Raw genomic sequence first — 17,776 nt, 5'->3', positions numbered from 1 at the left:
TTTCTAAATAGAGTTATTAAAGAACATATCTATTTAGTACTTTCAGCTACAATGGCCTCTAATTCAGCGCGAAGCTCATCGGATAACTGTTCATCTTTCACGATTTTTTCTAGCTCATAACGAAATGTAGCGTTATCTAACAAATTGGATTTCAAATCTCTTAACAAATTGCGCATCGCCAATAATGAGCGTAATTGTGGGATTTTTTTGGCAATTTGTTCAGGCGAGAAATCATTCATAGATTCAAATGCGAGATTAATACTGATATCACTTCCATCGTCAGCAAGTGTATTAGGGACACTAATTGAGGCTTCAGGTCGGAAATCTTTCAACACGGCGTCAAAATTATTTTTATTAATTGAGACTTTTTCTTTTTCAGATAATGGACGTTTGTCTTTGCCCCGACCATAATCGCCAATAGATAATACCTTTAGCGGTAATTCAACTTTCTTTTTAGCACCACCAGTATGGAGATCTAAATGAATATTTACGCGAGCAGGAGGGACTTCATTTTGATAACTATTTGACATATGTTTTCCTTTTTTTTCCTTATTAAATTTGAATATTTACTAAAGCAAAATAGATAATTTTTATGTAAAAGTTATTTTTTTCCATTGGCTATAATTTATTATTTTAATGAAGCATCCTGCTCGAATAAGTGGTTTGATTAAGTTGATTCAACACTAAATCTATAATAACTTTCACAAATTTATATTTTTTATAACCAACATCTTAAACAATGTTTAATAATTTGCCAAGCTATTTCGATTATCAAAACCATGTATTTTATGAAATGTGATCATGTGTGAAATTTAGACAGATTTTTAGTTACTTATTTTTATATTTGGTTTAAATTAATCCAGATAAATAGAGTAGGAGCCTAATATAAGTCAAATTAGTGTATAAATAATTAAAATTGGTTTTCATTTCGTGTTGATGATGAAATAAATGATCGTTTGTTACAAGCAGCATGGTGACCATCTAACGCCACTACCTTACCCTGATCAAGAAAGGTTGGCTCTCCCTCAATGATGGGATTGACACCATGACCTGTCGAATCGCCTAAGCGAATAACGCCACGCAATTTACCCATTGTTTATTTCCTATTATTTTATAATTAATAATATTTGTATTCGCAAGCAACATTAATCTTTAATACTGTATAAAAAATACCAAATACCGCCAATTTTTTAAATCACGTTAGTCCCTTTGATGTAAAAAAAATCCATTATGAATTATAATTCCGTTTACAATATGCCACTCTTTGGCGCCGGCTTCCTTGGCAAAATACGCTTTATAACGTCCTTCTTTTTCGCTTAAAAGCTCTTCCACTTTTTTTCCATATAATTCTTTGATAAAAGGCATATTGGCTTTTAACCAATCTTCAGGCAAATTTTCGATGGTAAATTCAAAATAGACTGGTTTTATTTTTCTTCCAGAAATATAAGTTATTTCATCGTCATCAGTAGGCATATCCTCATATGAATTTTTAAGGCTCTGCACAACAATTCGACCAAAACAAAAACCATCAGTAGATGATTGACGGTAAAAATGCTGTTGCCCAAAAGGGGTTAAACTGTAACGATAAATAGGTTTGCCATCATCTTCACCGGTAGGCTCTTCGCTAAATAACCCCATTTGGCTAAAAGCGTGTAATGATTGATTTAAACGGTTATTACCTATGATGTCAAGAGCATCAGTATATGGCGGAAAGGTATTTATTGATGTATAAGGATAAACGCCTTTCCCACTAAAAGATAGACAAAATCCCTTATCACCATTAGGGTTAGAAGCATCATACTCTTGTTGAATTTTCTCTTTAAAATGAGAAAAGTCACACTTGGTGAGTAAAAACACTATCCCAGCGAGTATTAATATCAAGATGGCTTTCATATTCATGCTTTAATCCTTATTTATAGTTATTCTTATATTTAAACTGCTTTACAAGCAGGTCTATGCTTGGTGTTCAATATTGTAGGGTGGATACATTTTGCCCACTAAGTCATACTGTTTTTCAATTTCGGCCAATTCTGCTTTCGAGCTGGCTTTCGATGCTTTATCAACACCTTCTGGCCAGATAATCGGTGAAGCAAAACGAAGATTAATATCATGTGACCAATGTGTTGGTTGTACTTCACTTTTATAGCTTAGCTCACGTGCAAACGCCATATACTCCATAATCCAAAGCCATTCATCATAAAGTGCGGGAGCATCACACACAAGAAAGTAATCAATCACTTCATAAGTGCCGGGCTTACATGCGGCTAACCATAATTCGTTAACAACCCCTTTTCGCCGTGAAAAAGCACTTAAATTGTCCCATTCAAATACTTTAATATCGGGAGTTGCCATTCGCATTAAGACTTTCCATGGAAACCAAAAATAATGTTTATTCAATTGTGGGTCGTAGACATAGACTTTACCAGTTTGTCGATTAAAACGGACAGGAATATCGGCAGGTAACAATAAACTGCGGATGGTTAAACCAGAAGTACAAATGCTTAAAAAAGGGACAATGGCAACAATAAAACAGAGCCAAATAAAAGCCAGTCCGATATTATCTAATTCGGTAATGGCAAAAATTGCTGCATATAACAATCCTCCTACAGAAATCAACATGCTAATAAAAGCCAATAGTCCAAATAAAATATTGTTGGTTCTTTCGCCATTGCTAAATCGCCCCAGTTCACAATAGGTATCATCAGCATAACGCATCTGTTTTAAATAAGGTCTTCCTTGTTTATCTTTTTTTAAGCGAACCCCTGAATTATAACGGTTAATCGATTTTTCTAAATCTCTTGTCCAACCATAAATTTTTGGTGTGTAGCGTGTACTATTAAACATAATTATTGATTCCTGTGTTTTATTAAAATGTATTAGCACGATTAGATTTATTGGTACATCATTGTTAGTTGATATACATTTAGAGCATCATCACTTGGCAATTTTCAACAATATTTCACATAACAACACATTTTCAACTTTTTTTTAATATTATTTCTCTGCATCTGATAATTTTTTTAAGTTGGCTGGTTTTGAGAAAAGAATAATTGCTAACTGAATAAAAAAACCAATAAAAACAGCGAAAATGCAATTAGTTACACTAAAATTTGCACTTATGTATATACCTAAAGCAGCGCCTAAAGGCCGGGCACCAAAAGTAACCGTCATGATCACTGAAGATATTTTCGCTATCATATTATTAGGCGTAACTAACTGCCTTAGCGAGACTGTAGATATGGTCCATATGATGGGGCCAAATCCAAAACAGAAAAAAGATATAAAAACCAATTCCTTGACAGGATATATGGTAGTTAAAAGCATTAATATTGAAGCTACAAAAGCTGATACAGGCCCTAAAGTCAGTTGGAATCCAAAATTTATTTTTGTAGATATAAACTTGTATAGAACGGATCCCAAAAACATTCCTAAACCGATTAGGCTTAATAACATTCCGACTTCAAATGAAGTAAAGGAGAGATTGTTGATAGTATAGTAAGCAAATATTGATAATAGCAAATTAAATGATAAATTAAAGACAAAAGCCGTTATCGTTATAGGTCTTAAATATTTATTTTTAAGTAAAAAAATAAAACCATCACATAGTTCTTGAATTATGTTTCTTTCTGATTTTTTTTGTACAGGCTCCTTGGGTAAACATATTAGAAAAAAGGCACTGATGATTGAAAGTAAAAAAGCCAATATGAATGCTAATCCTCCTGAATAAATGCCAGCAAGAATACCACCGAATGCTGGACCGGCAGTAAAAGCCACACTTTTGGCAATTTCTATTGATCTATTGGCATTAATTAACTGATCTTTTATGACAAAAGATGCGACTAAAGCGGGACTTGCTACACTGTAAATAACAGTACCAATTGCTATAAAAAAACCGAATAATGCAATTTTATTTATTGTCAGATTCCCTAAAAATGTCAAATAAAACAATATAAATATGGCTGCTGCACGAACAATTTCCATTATGATCATCAATTTCTTTCTAGATACTCTATCTGCAAGTATTCCCATTGGAATCGATAATAATAGAAAAGGTAACGTATTTATCATTTGTATAAATGCTGTTTCAGACGCTGAAGCATGTATAGATAGTACTGCTATAATCGGCAGCACAGCTATTATTATTTGTTCAGAGAATTGCGCACATAAATTGGAATAAGAAATCTTATGAATTAGTAATTTGTCCATGTTGTTATTTTCCTCATACTGACACTTCATAGCTATATTTGCATTTTCTCAATCTTACTAACAATCCGAATCTTGCTAAAATATTAACCTTTTGTTTTATATTTGATAAATTTAGTTCATTGACACTTCTTGAAAAAAGATTCTATAGTCGCTATTTATTTTTATGAATAATAGGAAATGTTAACCAAAGATAGTTATATGGATATTTATGTTGGATTTAGATTAGGACAATATATATGTTACATTGCTCGTGAATTAGATGTTTTACACAACAGTGACAAGATGATAATCATTTGATTGTTAATAATTTTATAAAATATTATTTTTTCATGAGTATAGTGTCGCCATATAGTTTATGGTTTTTCTCGAAAATACGTCTCATATCTATTGTACTTTTCAGTCTTGCAATTTAGCTTTCCGTGGATTTTTTATATAACCATTGAACATTATTTGCCTGCATTTATTTTTTTGCTAATTCCCAACGATGCTCTTTTTGGTTATTCCCTCCGTTTAGGATCTATTTTAATACCTTCCCAACCGATCATGGCTGCTTTACGGTCACTACCCCAATGGTATTGCCCTAATAATCCTGTCGATTTTATAACTCTATGACAAGGAATTAAGAAGGCCACTGGGTTATCACCAATAGCAGAGCCAACCGCACGACTCGCTTTGGGATTATGTATCTTGTTTGCTATGTTGCTATAAGTTGATAGTTTTCCCATAGGAATGGATAACAAAGCCTGCCACACCTTAAGTTGAAAATCCGTACCTTTAATATGTAGCTTTATTTTAGCTAGTTTTGACCAGTCTTGCGTAAATACGAAGATTACATTTTGTTGAATCTGGTCAGTACATTGTCGATATTGCGCATTAGGATATAGCGCTTTCAATGATTGAAGTGATGACTGTTCATCCTCAACAAAAGCGAGATAACAAATTCCTTTTGTTGTTGATGCAATGATGGTTTCACCAAAAGGGCTATCTATAAAACTATAATTAATTGATAAGTTTTCTCCGTTATTTTTATATTCTCCCGGCGTCATACCTTCAATATCAATAAATAGATCATGCAACCTGCTGGTACTCGACAAGCCTAATTCATAGGTGGCATCCAATAATGAGGCGCTTTCTTCTTTTAGAAGGTTTTTAGCGTGAGTGATACTGATATATCTTAGAAATTGTTTAGGACTTACTCCAGCCCAATTAGAAAACATACGCTGGAAATGATAAGGACTTAAATGTACATGTTCTGCGGCCTGTTCGAGCGTCGGTTGAGATTGATAATTTTCACTCAAATATCCAATGGCTTTTTTTATTCGATCAAAATCTCTCTGTTTTTGTTTATTCACTTTGAATACTCCTTTTCAGCAAACCAATGAAGTTATGAGTGATAGGTACCCTACAGTATCATTAATAAATTGTGCCATATTTTTCTGAGACACAGTTTTAATAAACACTAAAGAAATATCAAACTTGATCAATTTCCAGACAAAAGTATTTTCTCGGTCGAGTCTTCAATGAAGAGAGATAAACGTTATATCTTTCTACTCATTGCCTATTTGAAAATTATCGAATTTGTCTTGGCTCTGGTAATAACGAGCGATGTTTAGTAAAGATAGACGTATAAATCTTTATTTGCTCTAACTGCAATTACCATTCCTAAGTTATCTTTTATACATGTTGTTTGAATTTTTTTTAGTATTTGACCGTTGATTAGTTTTATTAATCAATACAGTATATTTACTTGTTGATAGCTTATTTGTGTTTTTCTCTATAATACGTATTGATAATAAACAAAATCAGAACGATTAAAAACCCGAATCTTGCTATTAAAATAATTCATTTTATAAAATAAGTAGCAATTGTGGGGCAAACATTTAATCGTGTCTGTTTCAATCGGATAGCCTACCAATTGGGGTGAGAATTTATTATGTTGGCGTTTATTAGCGAGTATTCTTCTCTTTGATGTTATTGCATAACAGTATACAGATCCAAAAGAGCAGGTGTCATATGTGTCAATATCAATAGATTGTATACATTGGCAAGTTGATCGTTACTTATCATCTTGCTCAACCAATTATAAGCGCTCGGTTATCTTTTCTAGGTGTCTTTTATCAATACGAGATCCATAATATCTATATTGCAAGTTGATAAGTAATTCCTTAGCTCAATTAGAGGTATTTTAATCACTCCTTCTGTTTATTATTTAAAATTGCTAACCAATAGATTGGCCACTTGCTTTTTGATAGTAGATTGTTAATAACATAGGCTATTATTACCAGAGAGATGGAGCCTGAAAGCACGGGAAACAATAAAAAGCTGAAATCGTAATTAACCTGACTTGCTGTTAATAATATAACCAACGGATTTGCGCCTGCTGGTGGATGTACACATCTTAAGAATTGCATTGCTGCAATAGCACAGCCCACCGCTAAAGCAGTAATAAAAATTGAATCACCAAATAATTTTAAAAATACTAGACCAACAAATGCTGATATTAGATGGCCAAAAATTACATTCCTTGGTTGTGCTAGAGGAGATCGAGAAACAGCAAATAAAATGACACATGAAGCGCCAAACGGAGCCATAATAAAATAGCTACCAGAATAGATAGTCAGATATTCAAGAGTTAAAATTGCCAAAGTTCCGCCTAACAGTCCTTGAAATAAATCTAGTAATTTAGGTCTATTAGGTAGTTTTTCACTCCCCCAAAGAAAGAATTTCATTAATTGTTTTCCTTATAAGTTATAATATATGAATAGATAATCTGAACAGATCTGTACATCAAATTGATAATAGTACAGATCTGTTCACTCTGCAATTTATTTGGGTGATTTATTTTGAAAAAAACAGATGAATTAATTATTAAGACGGCAGAAAAACTGTTTTATAGAACCGGTTTTTCGAGTGTAGGGGTAGATGATATTAGGGATGTGTCAGGCTGCTCTAAAACTACATTGTACAATCATTTTGGAAGCAAAGATAAACTTATAATGGAAGTATTGAAAAATAGAGACTCAATATTTCGTTCAAAGCTTGAGGAGTCTATTAAAGGACTTAATGGTAAAAATGCGATTTTAGGAATATTTAAATGGCATAAACAATGGTTTTCTGAAGTGGATTATAATGGCTGTTTATTCATGCGAGCAGTTGAGGAAATGCGAGAAACCTTGCCTTGCGTATCCGATATACTAAGGGCGCATAAAGAATTTGTTAGAAACCTAATTTATTCAAAACTTGAAGAGTATTCCGATAAAGCGTCTTTGGCAAATACACTGATGGTGATTTTTGAAGGATTGATTAATATTAACGTAGTGTATAAAAATGATAAGAATCTTAATGATCAGATTGAACAAGATTCCATTACTTTAGTATCAGCGCTGTTGAATAGGCATTAAATATACAAATATTGTATTAGTAGAGAGTTTATTATAATCATTTTAAGATTATTTGTTTTTATTTATAAAAATATAATATTTTGGAGGAGTAATAAATTTAAGGGTTACAGTATATTCTAAGGGATATTTTTTAAGGAAAGCTGTTTATTAAAACTTGAATTGCGACTAATTGATCAATCTTTAGGAAAGATGGCGGAAGCGCAGAGATTCGAACTCTGGGAGGGTCGCCCCTCGCCGGTTTTCAAGACCGGTGCTTTCAACCGCTCAGCCACACTTCCGCAATGGCTGTGAATATTAAAGGAGACTTATGAATTTGTAAATAGCTATTTTCAATTTTTTCATCGTTTGCTTTAAATTTCATCAAATTTGAGGTGAATATTCGTGTCATGATGCTTTTACCATCAAAATAGTGCCATCATTTCTTTAAATGAGTATAATATGATTTAAATAAAACAGCGTGTTTATAAAAATGTTAAGTCAAATACCAACCGATGATAAAGGTTACCTAAAAAATTGGCAGGATTGGAGTGTTGATTTAGTCCCACTGTTGGCCGCTAAAGAGTCGATAGAATTAACCGATGCGCATTGGGAAGTGATATTATTTGTTCGTGATTTTTATTTAGAATATAAAACTTCACCAGCTATTCGAGCATTAGTTAAAGCTATGGAAAAAAAATTTGGCACAGAAAAAGGTAATAGTCGCTATTTGTATAAGTTATTTCCTGATGGCCCGGCAAAACAGGCAACTAAACTTGCAGGTTTACCGAAACCAGTTAAATGTATCTAAATTTAGTGAATAGATAAAACTCATGATTAGATGGAAAGTCCCATTAATTTTATTAGCTGTACTTAGCTATTTGCAATACTCACTGTGGTATGGCAAAAATAATGTTTATGATTATCAAGATAATGTTCAAATATTAGCAGATCTTCATGAACAAAATGCGCAATTGAAAGACCGTAATGAACAGATGTTTGCTGAAATTAATGATTTGCAGCGTGGTTCGGAAGCGATAGAAGAGCGAGCGCGTAGTCATTTAGGTATGGTCAAGCCCAATGAGTATTTTTATCGAATTATTGTTGATTCAAAAACACAACATCGTTAAGGCATAATGCAGTGAATAGGAATTGTAATATTACGGCCATTGTTCCGGCGGCAGGAATAGGTTGTCGAATGCGTAGCCAATTACCAAAACAATATTTAAAAATTGGCTCAATGACGGTTATCGAGCATACCTTAAATAAGTTATTATCACATCCTAAAATAGCACAGATTATCGTTGTTATTAGCCCTGAAGATGTGATGTTTAACACACTAGCTATTGCTGCGCATGATAAAATAAACGTTACGATAGGCGGTAAAACTCGTGCTGAATCTGTATTAGCAGGTTTACATTTGTTGCAAGATGATGATTGGGCTTTAGTGCACGATGCAGCTAGGCCTTGTGTTCATTATGACGATATTACGCGTTTAATTGATATTGTGTTAAATTCACAGCAAGGCGGCATTTTAGCCACTCGCGTCAGTGATACGATAAAGCGTGCCTATCAAGACAATGATAAAATAATTGAACGTTCAGAAGATAGAACGCATTTATGGGCAGCTGCAACCCCTCAATTATTTACAGCTAAAGTACTCAAATCATGTTTACTTAATGCGTTGAATAATCATATAACTATCACCGATGAAGCTTCTGCTATTGAGTATTGTGGAGGGCATCCTATATTAGTTGAATGTCGCCGAGACAATATAAAAATTACTCAACCTGAGGATTTAGCATTAGCTACTTTTTATTTAACTCATTCAACTTTAAAGTAGGTACCAGTATGAGAATAGGGCATGGATTTGATGTTCATAAATTTGGTGGTGATGGACCAATTACTCTCGCCGGCGTGAAAATTCCTTATCAATATGGTCTGATAGCGCATTCCGATGGCGATGTAGTATTACATGCTATTACCGATGCTTTAATCGGTGCATTAGCGTTAGGTGATATTGGAAAGTTTTTTCCTGATAACGATCCGCAATACTTAGGTATAGACAGTCGCATATTATTAAAAAAAGTTTATAGCACAATACAAGTTAAAGGGTATCAACTGGTTAATTTAGATACCACAATAATTGCACAGGAACCAAAAATGCGCCCCCATATTGATCAAATGCGGATTAATATTGCCGAAGATCTGAATGTTCATTTTGATCAAATTAGTGTTAAAGCAACAACCACTGAACAATTAGGCTTTACTGGGCGTAAAGAAGGCATTGCTTGTGAAGCAGTAGTGTTATTAACTAAAATAGTTAAAGACAATTAAATTGAAAAAAATAGGTAGTATCTGTGTTAGCTGAACTAAATTATTTTTATGGAAAACCCACCACAATTGGCCAGTATAAACAAAAATTTGAAGATTTTGTTGTTACAGAAGATCTTGGTTTTGAGTTGACCAACGATGGTGAACATGTTTTTGTTTTTTTACAAAAACGTGATTGTAATACCATTTTTGTTGCCGAGCAGTTGGCAAAATATGTCGGTATTTCGGCTAAATTTGTGAGTTATGCAGGGTTAAAAGATCGTCAAGCTGTCACTCAACAGTGGTTTAGTTTACATATGCCAGGTCAAGCTACGCCTGATTTTTCGAATTTTAATTTAGATGGATGTAAAATACTAAAAGTAACTCGCCATAATAAGAAATTAAAAATAGGTGCATTAAAAGGCAACTATTTTAATATCAACCTAACATCATTAAGCAATAAATCCGAAATTGAATCAAAATTAGCTTTGATTATACAATTTGGTGTACCAAATTATTTTGGTGAACAACGTTTTGGTCGTGAGCAAAATAATGTTGTTCAAGCAATAAAATGGGCCAATGGTGAAATATCTGTTACTGATCGTAAAAAGCGTAGCTTTTATCTTTCCGCTGCTCGAAGTGCAATTTTTAATAATATTGTCAGCCAACGAATTGCACAGAATTTGCATCAAACAGTGCTTGATGGTGATATATTACAGCTTGCTGGTCGTGGCAGTTGGTTTGTTGCCCAAGCTGAAGAGTTACCCTCTTTACAACAACGTGTACATCAAGGTGAAATCAATATAACAGCACCTATGGTTGGTGATTCGCCATTAGGGACAACATCTGTCGCTTTTGAATTTGAGCAATCTTGTCTACAAAGTTGGTCTAATTTTAACTCATTATTTGCCAAAGAGCGCGTTGAAACAGCAAGACGTTCGATAGTCGTTTATCCATCACAATTGAGTTGGCAATGGTTAGATGATAATAATGTTAATTTGAAATTCTATTTACCATCAGGTTGTTATGCAACAAGCGTGATACGTGAATTGATAATAGGAAGTGAGTAAATACATGCAAAGTTTAAAAATGCAATCTTTAATTAAATTGTTGCGTCAGCAAGGAATCAAAGATGAGCGTGTCTTAACAGCGTTTGCTGCTATTCCTAGGGAGCATTTTGTTGATGAGGCACTTTCTCATCAGGCTTATGATAATCGGTCTTTACCTATTGGTAGTGGGCAAACTATTTCACAACCTTACATTGTCGCCAAAATGACAGAATTATTGAAACTAGAACCCCATTCAAAAGTACTTGAAATTGGAACTGGCTCGGGTTATCAAACGGCGATATTAGCTAAGTTAGTCGATCATGTTTGTTCTGTAGAAAGGATTAAAAGTTTGCAATGGAATACTAAACGGCGTTTAAAACAGTTAGATCTTCACAATATTTCAACGCGTCATGGAAATGGCTGGTTAGGTTGGCCTGAACGAGGTCCTTTTGATGGTATTATTGTTACGGCTGCTGCATCTGAAGTGCCTAGTAAATTACTCGAACAATTAGCCGATAAAGGTCGATTGGTTATACCGGTAGGTAATGAACATAAACAAATTTTGCAGGTTATTGAACGAAACGGTGATAATTTTATTGTCAATAATGTTGGTGATGTTAAGTTTGTTCCGTTAGTAAAAGGTGATATTGAATAACCAAAGCCATCAAATTGATTGATGGCTTTTATTTAATACATTTGGATTGTATTCTAGGCCTTTCTTATTTGTGGCGATCTCAAGTGAGTTTGGTAATTGTTACGTATTACGTTTTATACTAACTATATAATCTATATTTTATAGATTCTTATTTGGGCGTTTTACTTTCCTTTAGTATCCTTTTATTCTAAAACGTGAAATTGAACTTCTATACCTGACTCAAGCGTAACAATTTACTGTTTTTGTTCAGAATGTTTCCATTCACAAATTCCATAAATAGCATTGAACAAATAAATCAGGTATTGAGTTGCAATGATAATATTATTGGTATAAATATTTAAACCAATAACCAAGACATTCAAAATCACCCACAAATACCAATTGAATGAATATCTCATCATCAGTAAAAGTTGAGCAACCACACCTAATCCAAAAATAAAACAGTTTGTAATCAGTTGATATATTGTATTATCTACGCCAATAGCATTAGTTAAATAGACATTAAAAAAGACAGCTATAATCAGAAAAATAAGGGTATATAAAAAAGCTTGCTCACTAAGTGATCGAACTTTGACATGTTGATGACTATCCAGGTTTTTTTGCCAAGTGATTAATCCATAAACATGTGAGCCAAAATAGTAAAAAGTAGGCAAGCCTGCACCAATATTGCCACCAAGAAAGTTAGCGCAACACTCAGCGACTACAGCTAGCATTCCTAGCACATTCCCTAAGTTTTTGCGTTTAGCTAATAAGATTACACATAACAATCCACAAAATGCACCAGCATACGACACGGCATAACGTAAATTGAAATTATTAAATGGATCTGTATATAAAAAAGCTAAGGTGACACAAAGTACACAGAAGTAAGGATAAAATCGATTACGTCCTATAGCGATAATAAAATTGGCTAATTTATTCATGATTAAGACTCTTCATCGTTGATAAGTTGATTGACTAGTTCAATACAGCGTAAATATCGTTCATCATAGTCAGGTGAATCGATTTGAACATAGCTAATATGGTTTTTTTCTAATAATGAGATAAGTAGCTGCTGAAAGTCCTTTCGCTGTTTTGGGCTACCTAAACTACGTAATCCATCAGCAACCCAAGGAGTGTTATTACCCAATAAAATAACCAGATCAAATCGATAGTTGTTGATCATGGCTTGTAAAAATGGATGCTCTTTACCTTCATATTTTTTGCAAAATGCTTGTGTGGTAATAAAATCAGTATCAATGAACGACACTTTATTGGCATGTTTGATTGCAAAATCAATATATTGTGCATGTCCTAAAGCAATTTTATCGTAATCTGCATATTGCAATGCTCGTTCATCCCCACCAAGTTGAGAAAATACATAATCACGACCATATTCCCAAGCGCTAGTGGTATTAAACATATTGGCTAACTTATTGACTAATGTCGATTTACCACTTGATTCACCACCAAGAATAGCAATAGTTCGTACAAAAAACGGTCTAACTTCAGTTGGAATATATTGCCAATTTTTTAAAGGGGCTTGGCGAATTTGAGTGCCACTTACTTGCATAAATCGGCGTGTAGGATCAATAAGTACGGTATCTAAATCGAATAAATCTTTATACATCGCTACATCTTGTGGTTCACTGGAATAGACACAACTAGGATTAATGCCTTTTTCCTTAAATAACTTTTTAACGCGATCACTCCACTCATTCCAACCATTTGGATATGAAGGAATACCATCTTCTTCTAAAAGCTCAATATGGATATTTTTTTGATATTTAAACGTTTGTAATAACCAACGAATCCGATCGTTAATTGTTGGTTGGCGTGACATTGCACTTTGTTTAAATAGCGCCATATCTCGCATCGTATCGGAACAAAGAATCACATAAAGTTCGTCAACTTGGCTAATAGCTCGTTGAATAAGATAAATATGACCAGTATGTAGTGGATAAAACTTGCCAAAAATAACACCTACTTTTTTATGTTTACAATTGGGATCAATTTGCAAATAGTGATGGAGTGATTGTAACTTTTGAGCGCTAGGATTTTTGATTTTATCATTAATTAGTTGGCTCAAATAACCTTTGGTCATTTGGCAGGCATCAGCAACTGTTTGTAACGATAAATTTTTGCGTTTTATGGCTGTTTTCAAATAACTAAAACCATTCATATCGCCTCCTTACCTTTTGTTTTTTATCTGTAACAAAATGTACAATATTTTTAATAATTGTTCAATATATTAAACAATTAAAATAATTTTGCCTAATTAAGTTAAATCTAATAGTAATTAAATATAAAATAGAGAATATTTATTTACCGTTAAAAAACGGGCAATATCTTTTTTAAGTAACACAAAATTAATTAATAAATAAAATTATCATGATATAAGGAAATGATTAAATGAAAAAAATTGCATTAGCAATTGCATTAATTTCAGGAAATGCTTTAGCAAATAATGACGTTAAGTTAAATAAAGTGACACTATTTATTCAGGGCGCAGAATTACAAGGTCAGTCAACTGTTTCATTAACTAAAGGTGAAAGTGAAATAGTATTAACAGGTATTGCTAATGATATTAAGCCAAATTCAATCAATGTTGGTTTTGGTAGTAATAGTGATGTTCAAGTACTATCTACATCATTAAATGAAAGCTATTTGGGTGACATTAGTAACGATGAAAATATTCTGTCGATTTTCGAAAAACAAAAACAGTTACAAGAAAAGCGAGATACGGTCGAAATCCAGCTCAAAGCTGTCAATGAGCAAATATTACTTTTACAAGGTAACCGTTTAGGTAGTTTAACAAGAAATGGATCTGAAGACTTAACAGCCATGAAAAATGTATTAGATTTTGTGAAAACCAATTTAACTACGACGTTAAATGAACAGAATCGATTACAAAAAGAGGTCGATCAGTTAGACGAACAGATAAGCCAATACCAAAAACAGCTAGAAGAAAAGCAAACAAACAATGGAAAGCTACACAATGCCGTTATAGTCAAAGTTGCTTCTAAAAAAGATATAACATTACCTATCACGCTTTCATATATAACAACCAAAGCAGGTTGGGAACCTGCTTATGATGTGCGAGTAGCGGATATCAACTCACCTCTGCAATTAACATATAAAGCAGAAATTCACCAAAACACCGGTTTAGATTGGCAAGATGTGGATTTTAGTTTATCAACATCCAATCCAAGCAAAAATATTACTCCGCCAAATTTTAATCCATGGTATATTGACGTTTATAGTGAAAAAAGTGGTTTATTTTTTTCTAAATCAGCAAAAGAAGAACATTATGAGCGCGAATCTAAATCGAAATTGGCTAACTCTGATCAACTTGGTAATGTTAACACATTAGGTATCAATACCCGTTTTGATATCACATTACCTTATACCATCAAAAACGATAGTAAAAATAATATACTCACTTTGCAAACAAAAGAAGTTAACGCAAATTACCAATACACCTCAATGCCTAAAGTAGATAGTAGCGTATACTTACTCGCACAAATAAATGATTGGGATAAGTTGAATTTATTATCAGGAAAAGCCAATATCTTCTTCAATGGTGATTTTATGGGTGAAACAATTATCTCCACTGAAAATACCAAAGGGACATTAGATTTGTCATTAGGGCGCGATAAAAGTATCTTAATTACCAGAAATCGTAATATTAAAGAAACCTCGACGCCATCACTATTTGGTAATGATGTTTCACAAAAGTATGCATATACTATTGATGTCAAAAATACCAAAACGTTGCCAATAAATATTGTCGTAAACGATCAATTACCTGTTATTTTAAATAAAGCGGTAATACTTGATGATGCCAAATATGATGGTGCAAAATATGATAAACAAACCGGATTATTAACGTGGCAGTTCACTTTAAACCCAAGTGAAAGTAAAGACCTGAATATGAGTTTCAAAATTACTTATCCGAATGATAAAGAAAATGATATATATGGTTTATAACCCCTATAAAACAAAGTATAAAGTATGTTAACAACGTGGTTAGAACAATTTAAACAAAATAGTCAAATTAATTTACTCGATATTCATTTAGCCCAGTTTTTAACAAAAAAAGCTCAACTAGCTGATGATATTGTCGTTAAACGTTTGGCTTTTTTAGTTTTATTGCTCAGTTTTGAGGTAAGAGCGGGGCATGTTTGTTTGGATATTTCCCAAATAAACGAGCAAAACTATGATCCGCAGCTTTGGCGTGATTTAGCTTCCCCCACTTTGCAAGATTGGTTAACCACTATTTTGCAAGCACAAAATAATCAGATAATCAGCGACGGCACGTTGCTTTCACCGCTTGTATTTATTGATAATAGACTCTATTTTCAACGTATGTACCTAGATGAAAAGCAAGTTGCATCTTATTTTAATTATCCCTCATTTGAACAACAATTAGCGTCACAGGCTGATTTAATTACGATTTTAGATCAATTATTTACTCAACGTTCGGCAACCATTGATTGGCAAAAAATTGCTGTAGCAGTGGCATTAACGCGTAAAGTGGCTATTATTTCGGGTGGACCAGGTACCGGTAAAACCACAACAGTGGCTAAAATATTAGCTGGCATTTTGTTAACCAATCCTAATTCTCGCATTGTTGCAACTGCTCCAACGGGGAAAGCTGCATCAAGGTTAACAGAATCACTTAGCCAAGCCATAGCACAATTGCCTGTTAATCAAAAAATTAATATTAAGGCAGAAGCCATTACTTTACATCGTTTATTGGGCGCTAAAGCAGATAATCGTTCTTTTCATTATAATAAACAAAATCCTCTTCACGTTGACGTATTGGTGATTGATGAAGCATCAATGGTTGATCTTAATATGATGTCGAGAGTGATTGATGCATTACCCATTGCGGCACGTTTAATTCTATTAGGAGACAAAGACCAACTTTCATCGGTTGAGGCTGGCGCGGTATTTGGTGATCTTTGCGCTTTTATTGGTAAAGGCTATAGCCCTTCACGCGCCAAGGAGTTAACGCAATTAACCGGTTATGTTGTGCCGAGTGAGCAGAAAGTTGCAACAATTACCGATAGTATATGCTTATTACAAAAAAGTTACCGATTTGATCAAACCTCAGGTATTGGTGTATTGGCTAATGCGGTAAAAGAGGGCAGTGTTAGCAAGGTAAAAGCACTGCTCAGGAATGCTGAATTTAATGACATTCATTTCTATAATTTAACATCAAAACAGACCTATCAGTCTATTTTAAATGAAAGTGTTAAACATTATTCAGATTATTTAAAGGCAATCAAGTCTAGTGGTGATAATGATATTATGTCCATTTTAGCTAAGTTTGCCAACTATCGCCTGCTTTGTGCTTTGCGATCAGGAATGTTTGGTGTTAGCGGCTTAAACTCACAAATTGAATCTCTATTAGCTAACCATAAGTTAATTCAGATAAAGAATAAAGAGGCATGGTATATCGGCCGCCCTATTATGATTTTACGTAATAGTGCCGCATTAGGGTTATATAATGGTGATATTGGCATAGCCCTACCTGCTGAGCATGATAGTAGTAAATTACGTGTGTATTTCCCTTTTGCTGATGGTTCAATCAAAGGGTTTTCACCCTTCAGGTTACCTGAGCATGAAACGGCTTATGCAATGACTATTCATAAATCACAGGGTTCAGAATTTGATGATGTAAATATTATATTGCCAACTGATTATTCACCATTACTCAATCGCTCTTTACTTTATACTGCAATTACGCGAGCTAAAAAAACTGTATCGATTTATGCCGATACTCAAATTTTAGCGCTTTCCGTCAAAAGTCAAATACATCGTGAAAGTGGGTTAGCTCAACAAATAGAAAATACTTGCCCATAACATAGTGATGGTAACGTTTTTAGTCTAAAAAGTTTGCTAATTGTTTTAGTCAATAATAGCGCTAAGCTGTTTAAGTTCGTAAATATAATTAGCGGGTAGGATAATTTAGGTAGTCTAGACATAGCTTCTGGAATAATTTGTTATGCATTTTTAAAATACCAAATTGATGGTGCATAGTTTATTATTTTCTTAAATCAATCCTTATTTATTGTTAAGCTACTTAGATATATCTCATTACTGGCAATATTTGACTTGCAAAGATAACTCATCAATTTTAGTGAAGGTTTTTTGTCAAACTAACTAGATAAAAATAAACGTTGTTAATA

Annotated in this window: 18 protein-coding genes and 1 tRNA gene; 9 read left to right on the top strand and 10 right to left on the bottom strand. The window is 33.5% G+C overall.

Annotated features, from left to right (window positions below; all coding sequences use genetic code 11):
• Positions 1–29: 29 nt before the first annotated feature.
• The 7 genes from tssB to J3U63_RS01640 form a co-directional block, all read right to left on the bottom strand.
• The gene (tssB, locus tag J3U63_RS01675; RefSeq protein WP_267344947.1) at positions 30–530 is read right to left on the bottom strand and encodes a type VI secretion system contractile sheath small subunit; all 501 of its coding nucleotides are present in this window, start codon (positions 528–530) and stop codon (positions 30–32) included.
• A gap of 380 nt (positions 531–910) precedes the next feature.
• Positions 911–1,093, bottom strand: a complete 183-nt coding sequence (locus tag J3U63_RS01670) for a hypothetical protein (protein WP_267370291.1) — start codon at positions 1,091–1,093, stop codon at positions 911–913.
• A 107-nt stretch (positions 1,094–1,200) separates the two neighbouring features.
• Positions 1,201–1,899, bottom strand: a complete 699-nt coding sequence (locus J3U63_RS01665) for a hypothetical protein (RefSeq protein ID WP_267370290.1) — start codon at positions 1,897–1,899, stop codon at positions 1,201–1,203.
• Between the two features lie 54 nt (positions 1,900–1,953).
• Positions 1,954–2,844, bottom strand: coding sequence for a DUF6708 domain-containing protein (locus J3U63_RS01660; protein ID WP_267370288.1), 891 nt, complete (start codon positions 2,842–2,844; stop codon positions 1,954–1,956).
• 150 nt (positions 2,845–2,994) lie between these two features.
• The gene (locus tag J3U63_RS01655; RefSeq protein ID WP_267370287.1) at positions 2,995–4,206 is read right to left on the bottom strand and encodes an MFS transporter; all 1,212 of its coding nucleotides are present in this window, start codon (positions 4,204–4,206) and stop codon (positions 2,995–2,997) included.
• Between the two features lie 497 nt (positions 4,207–4,703).
• The gene (locus J3U63_RS13275) at positions 4,704–5,558 is read right to left on the bottom strand and encodes a methylated-DNA--[protein]-cysteine S-methyltransferase (RefSeq protein ID WP_323849516.1); all 855 of its coding nucleotides are present in this window, start codon (positions 5,556–5,558) and stop codon (positions 4,704–4,706) included.
• A gap of 837 nt (positions 5,559–6,395) precedes the next feature.
• Positions 6,396–6,935: an HPP family protein gene (locus J3U63_RS01640; protein WP_267370285.1), complete on the bottom strand. Its 540-nt coding sequence runs from the start codon at positions 6,933–6,935 to the stop codon at positions 6,396–6,398.
• A gap of 114 nt (positions 6,936–7,049) precedes the next feature.
• Between J3U63_RS01640 and J3U63_RS01635 the strand changes: the two genes are divergently transcribed.
• A complete protein-coding gene (locus J3U63_RS01635) occupies positions 7,050–7,607 on the top strand; it encodes a TetR/AcrR family transcriptional regulator (protein ID WP_267370283.1) in 558 nt (185 codons plus the stop codon).
• 190 nt (positions 7,608–7,797) lie between these two features.
• Here the strand turns inward: J3U63_RS01635 and J3U63_RS01630 are convergent.
• A tRNA-Ser gene (locus J3U63_RS01630) sits at positions 7,798–7,885 on the bottom strand.
• A gap of 191 nt (positions 7,886–8,076) precedes the next feature.
• Between J3U63_RS01630 and J3U63_RS01625 the strand changes: the two genes are divergently transcribed.
• The 6 genes from J3U63_RS01625 to J3U63_RS01600 are packed head-to-tail and all read left to right on the top strand — an operon-like array spanning position 8,077 to position 11,600.
• Positions 8,077–8,394 (top strand): TusE/DsrC/DsvC family sulfur relay protein, encoded by a 318-nt coding sequence (locus tag J3U63_RS01625; protein WP_267333231.1) that lies wholly within the window; start codon positions 8,077–8,079, stop codon positions 8,392–8,394.
• A 22-nt stretch (positions 8,395–8,416) separates the two neighbouring features.
• On the top strand, positions 8,417–8,713 hold the full coding sequence (ftsB, locus tag J3U63_RS01620; RefSeq protein WP_065632994.1) for a cell division protein FtsB: 297 nt from the start codon (positions 8,417–8,419) through the stop codon (positions 8,711–8,713).
• 11 nt (positions 8,714–8,724) lie between these two features.
• Positions 8,725–9,426: a 2-C-methyl-D-erythritol 4-phosphate cytidylyltransferase gene (gene ispD, locus J3U63_RS01615; protein ID WP_267348063.1), complete on the top strand. Its 702-nt coding sequence runs from the start codon at positions 8,725–8,727 to the stop codon at positions 9,424–9,426.
• 8 nt (positions 9,427–9,434) lie between these two features.
• Positions 9,435–9,920, top strand: a complete 486-nt coding sequence (ispF, locus tag J3U63_RS01610; RefSeq protein WP_267370282.1) for a 2-C-methyl-D-erythritol 2,4-cyclodiphosphate synthase — start codon at positions 9,435–9,437, stop codon at positions 9,918–9,920.
• Positions 9,921–9,943: 23 nt separating this feature from the next.
• Positions 9,944–10,966 (top strand): tRNA pseudouridine(13) synthase TruD, encoded by a 1,023-nt coding sequence (gene truD, locus J3U63_RS01605; RefSeq protein WP_267343739.1) that lies wholly within the window; start codon positions 9,944–9,946, stop codon positions 10,964–10,966.
• Positions 10,967–10,970: 4 nt separating this feature from the next.
• Positions 10,971–11,600, top strand: a complete 630-nt coding sequence (locus J3U63_RS01600) for a protein-L-isoaspartate(D-aspartate) O-methyltransferase (protein ID WP_267333227.1) — start codon at positions 10,971–10,973, stop codon at positions 11,598–11,600.
• Positions 11,601–11,833: 233 nt separating this feature from the next.
• Here J3U63_RS01600 and pnuC read toward each other — a convergent pair whose 3' ends face one another.
• Both pnuC and nadR read right to left on the bottom strand, forming a co-directional pair.
• Entirely contained in the window at positions 11,834–12,523 is a 690-nt protein-coding gene (pnuC, locus tag J3U63_RS01595; RefSeq protein ID WP_267366750.1) for a nicotinamide riboside transporter PnuC, read from the bottom strand.
• 2 nt (positions 12,524–12,525) lie between these two features.
• Positions 12,526–13,761 (bottom strand): multifunctional transcriptional regulator/nicotinamide-nucleotide adenylyltransferase/ribosylnicotinamide kinase NadR, encoded by a 1,236-nt coding sequence (gene nadR, locus J3U63_RS01590; protein ID WP_267333225.1) that lies wholly within the window; start codon positions 13,759–13,761, stop codon positions 12,526–12,528.
• Positions 13,762–13,991: 230 nt separating this feature from the next.
• Between nadR and J3U63_RS01585 the strand changes: the two genes are divergently transcribed.
• Together J3U63_RS01585 and recD are read left to right on the top strand one after the other, a co-directional pair.
• Positions 13,992–15,569, top strand: coding sequence for a mucoidy inhibitor MuiA family protein (locus J3U63_RS01585; RefSeq protein ID WP_267370281.1), 1,578 nt, complete (start codon positions 13,992–13,994; stop codon positions 15,567–15,569).
• Positions 15,570–15,593: 24 nt separating this feature from the next.
• A complete protein-coding gene (gene recD / locus J3U63_RS01580; RefSeq protein WP_267370280.1) occupies positions 15,594–17,450 on the top strand; it encodes an exodeoxyribonuclease V subunit alpha in 1,857 nt (618 codons plus the stop codon).
• The last annotated feature ends 326 nt before the right edge of the window (positions 17,451–17,776 follow it).

It is taken from the genome of Gilliamella sp. B2838 (genome assembly GCF_026536185.1).
In the GTDB taxonomy this organism is placed as follows: Bacteria; Pseudomonadota; Gammaproteobacteria; order Enterobacterales; family Orbaceae; genus Gilliamella.
Note: the sequence above shows the minus strand (reverse complement) of the source record. Positions and strands in the feature narration are given on the sequence as shown.

Excerpts from the sequence above, each read along its gene's own strand:
- J3U63_RS01640 (WP_267370285.1), bottom strand. The coding sequence starts at position 6,935 with ATGAAATTCTTTCTTTGGGGGAGTGAAAAACTACCTAATAGACCTAAA.
- J3U63_RS01585 (WP_267370281.1), top strand. The coding sequence starts at position 13,992 with ATGAAAAAAATTGCATTAGCAATTGCATTAATTTCAGGAAATGCTTTA.
- nadR (WP_267333225.1), bottom strand. The coding sequence starts at position 13,761 with ATGAATGGTTTTAGTTATTTGAAAACAGCCATAAAACGCAAAAATTTA.
- J3U63_RS01600 (WP_267333227.1), top strand. The coding sequence starts at position 10,971 with ATGCAAAGTTTAAAAATGCAATCTTTAATTAAATTGTTGCGTCAGCAA.
- J3U63_RS01670 (WP_267370291.1), bottom strand. The coding sequence starts at position 1,093 with ATGGGTAAATTGCGTGGCGTTATTCGCTTAGGCGATTCGACAGGTCAT.
- J3U63_RS01660 (WP_267370288.1), bottom strand. The coding sequence starts at position 2,844 with ATGTTTAATAGTACACGCTACACACCAAAAATTTATGGTTGGACAAGA.
- recD (WP_267370280.1), top strand. The coding sequence starts at position 15,594 with ATGTTAACAACGTGGTTAGAACAATTTAAACAAAATAGTCAAATTAAT.
- J3U63_RS01665 (WP_267370290.1), bottom strand. The coding sequence starts at position 1,899 with ATGAATATGAAAGCCATCTTGATATTAATACTCGCTGGGATAGTGTTT.
- ftsB (WP_065632994.1), top strand. The coding sequence starts at position 8,417 with ATGATTAGATGGAAAGTCCCATTAATTTTATTAGCTGTACTTAGCTAT.
- tssB (WP_267344947.1), bottom strand. The coding sequence starts at position 530 with ATGTCAAATAGTTATCAAAATGAAGTCCCTCCTGCTCGCGTAAATATT.
- J3U63_RS01655 (WP_267370287.1), bottom strand. The coding sequence starts at position 4,206 with ATGGACAAATTACTAATTCATAAGATTTCTTATTCCAATTTATGTGCG.
- pnuC (WP_267366750.1), bottom strand. The coding sequence starts at position 12,523 with ATGAATAAATTAGCCAATTTTATTATCGCTATAGGACGTAATCGATTT.
- J3U63_RS01625 (WP_267333231.1), top strand. The coding sequence starts at position 8,077 with ATGTTAAGTCAAATACCAACCGATGATAAAGGTTACCTAAAAAATTGG.
- ispF (WP_267370282.1), top strand. The coding sequence starts at position 9,435 with ATGAGAATAGGGCATGGATTTGATGTTCATAAATTTGGTGGTGATGGA.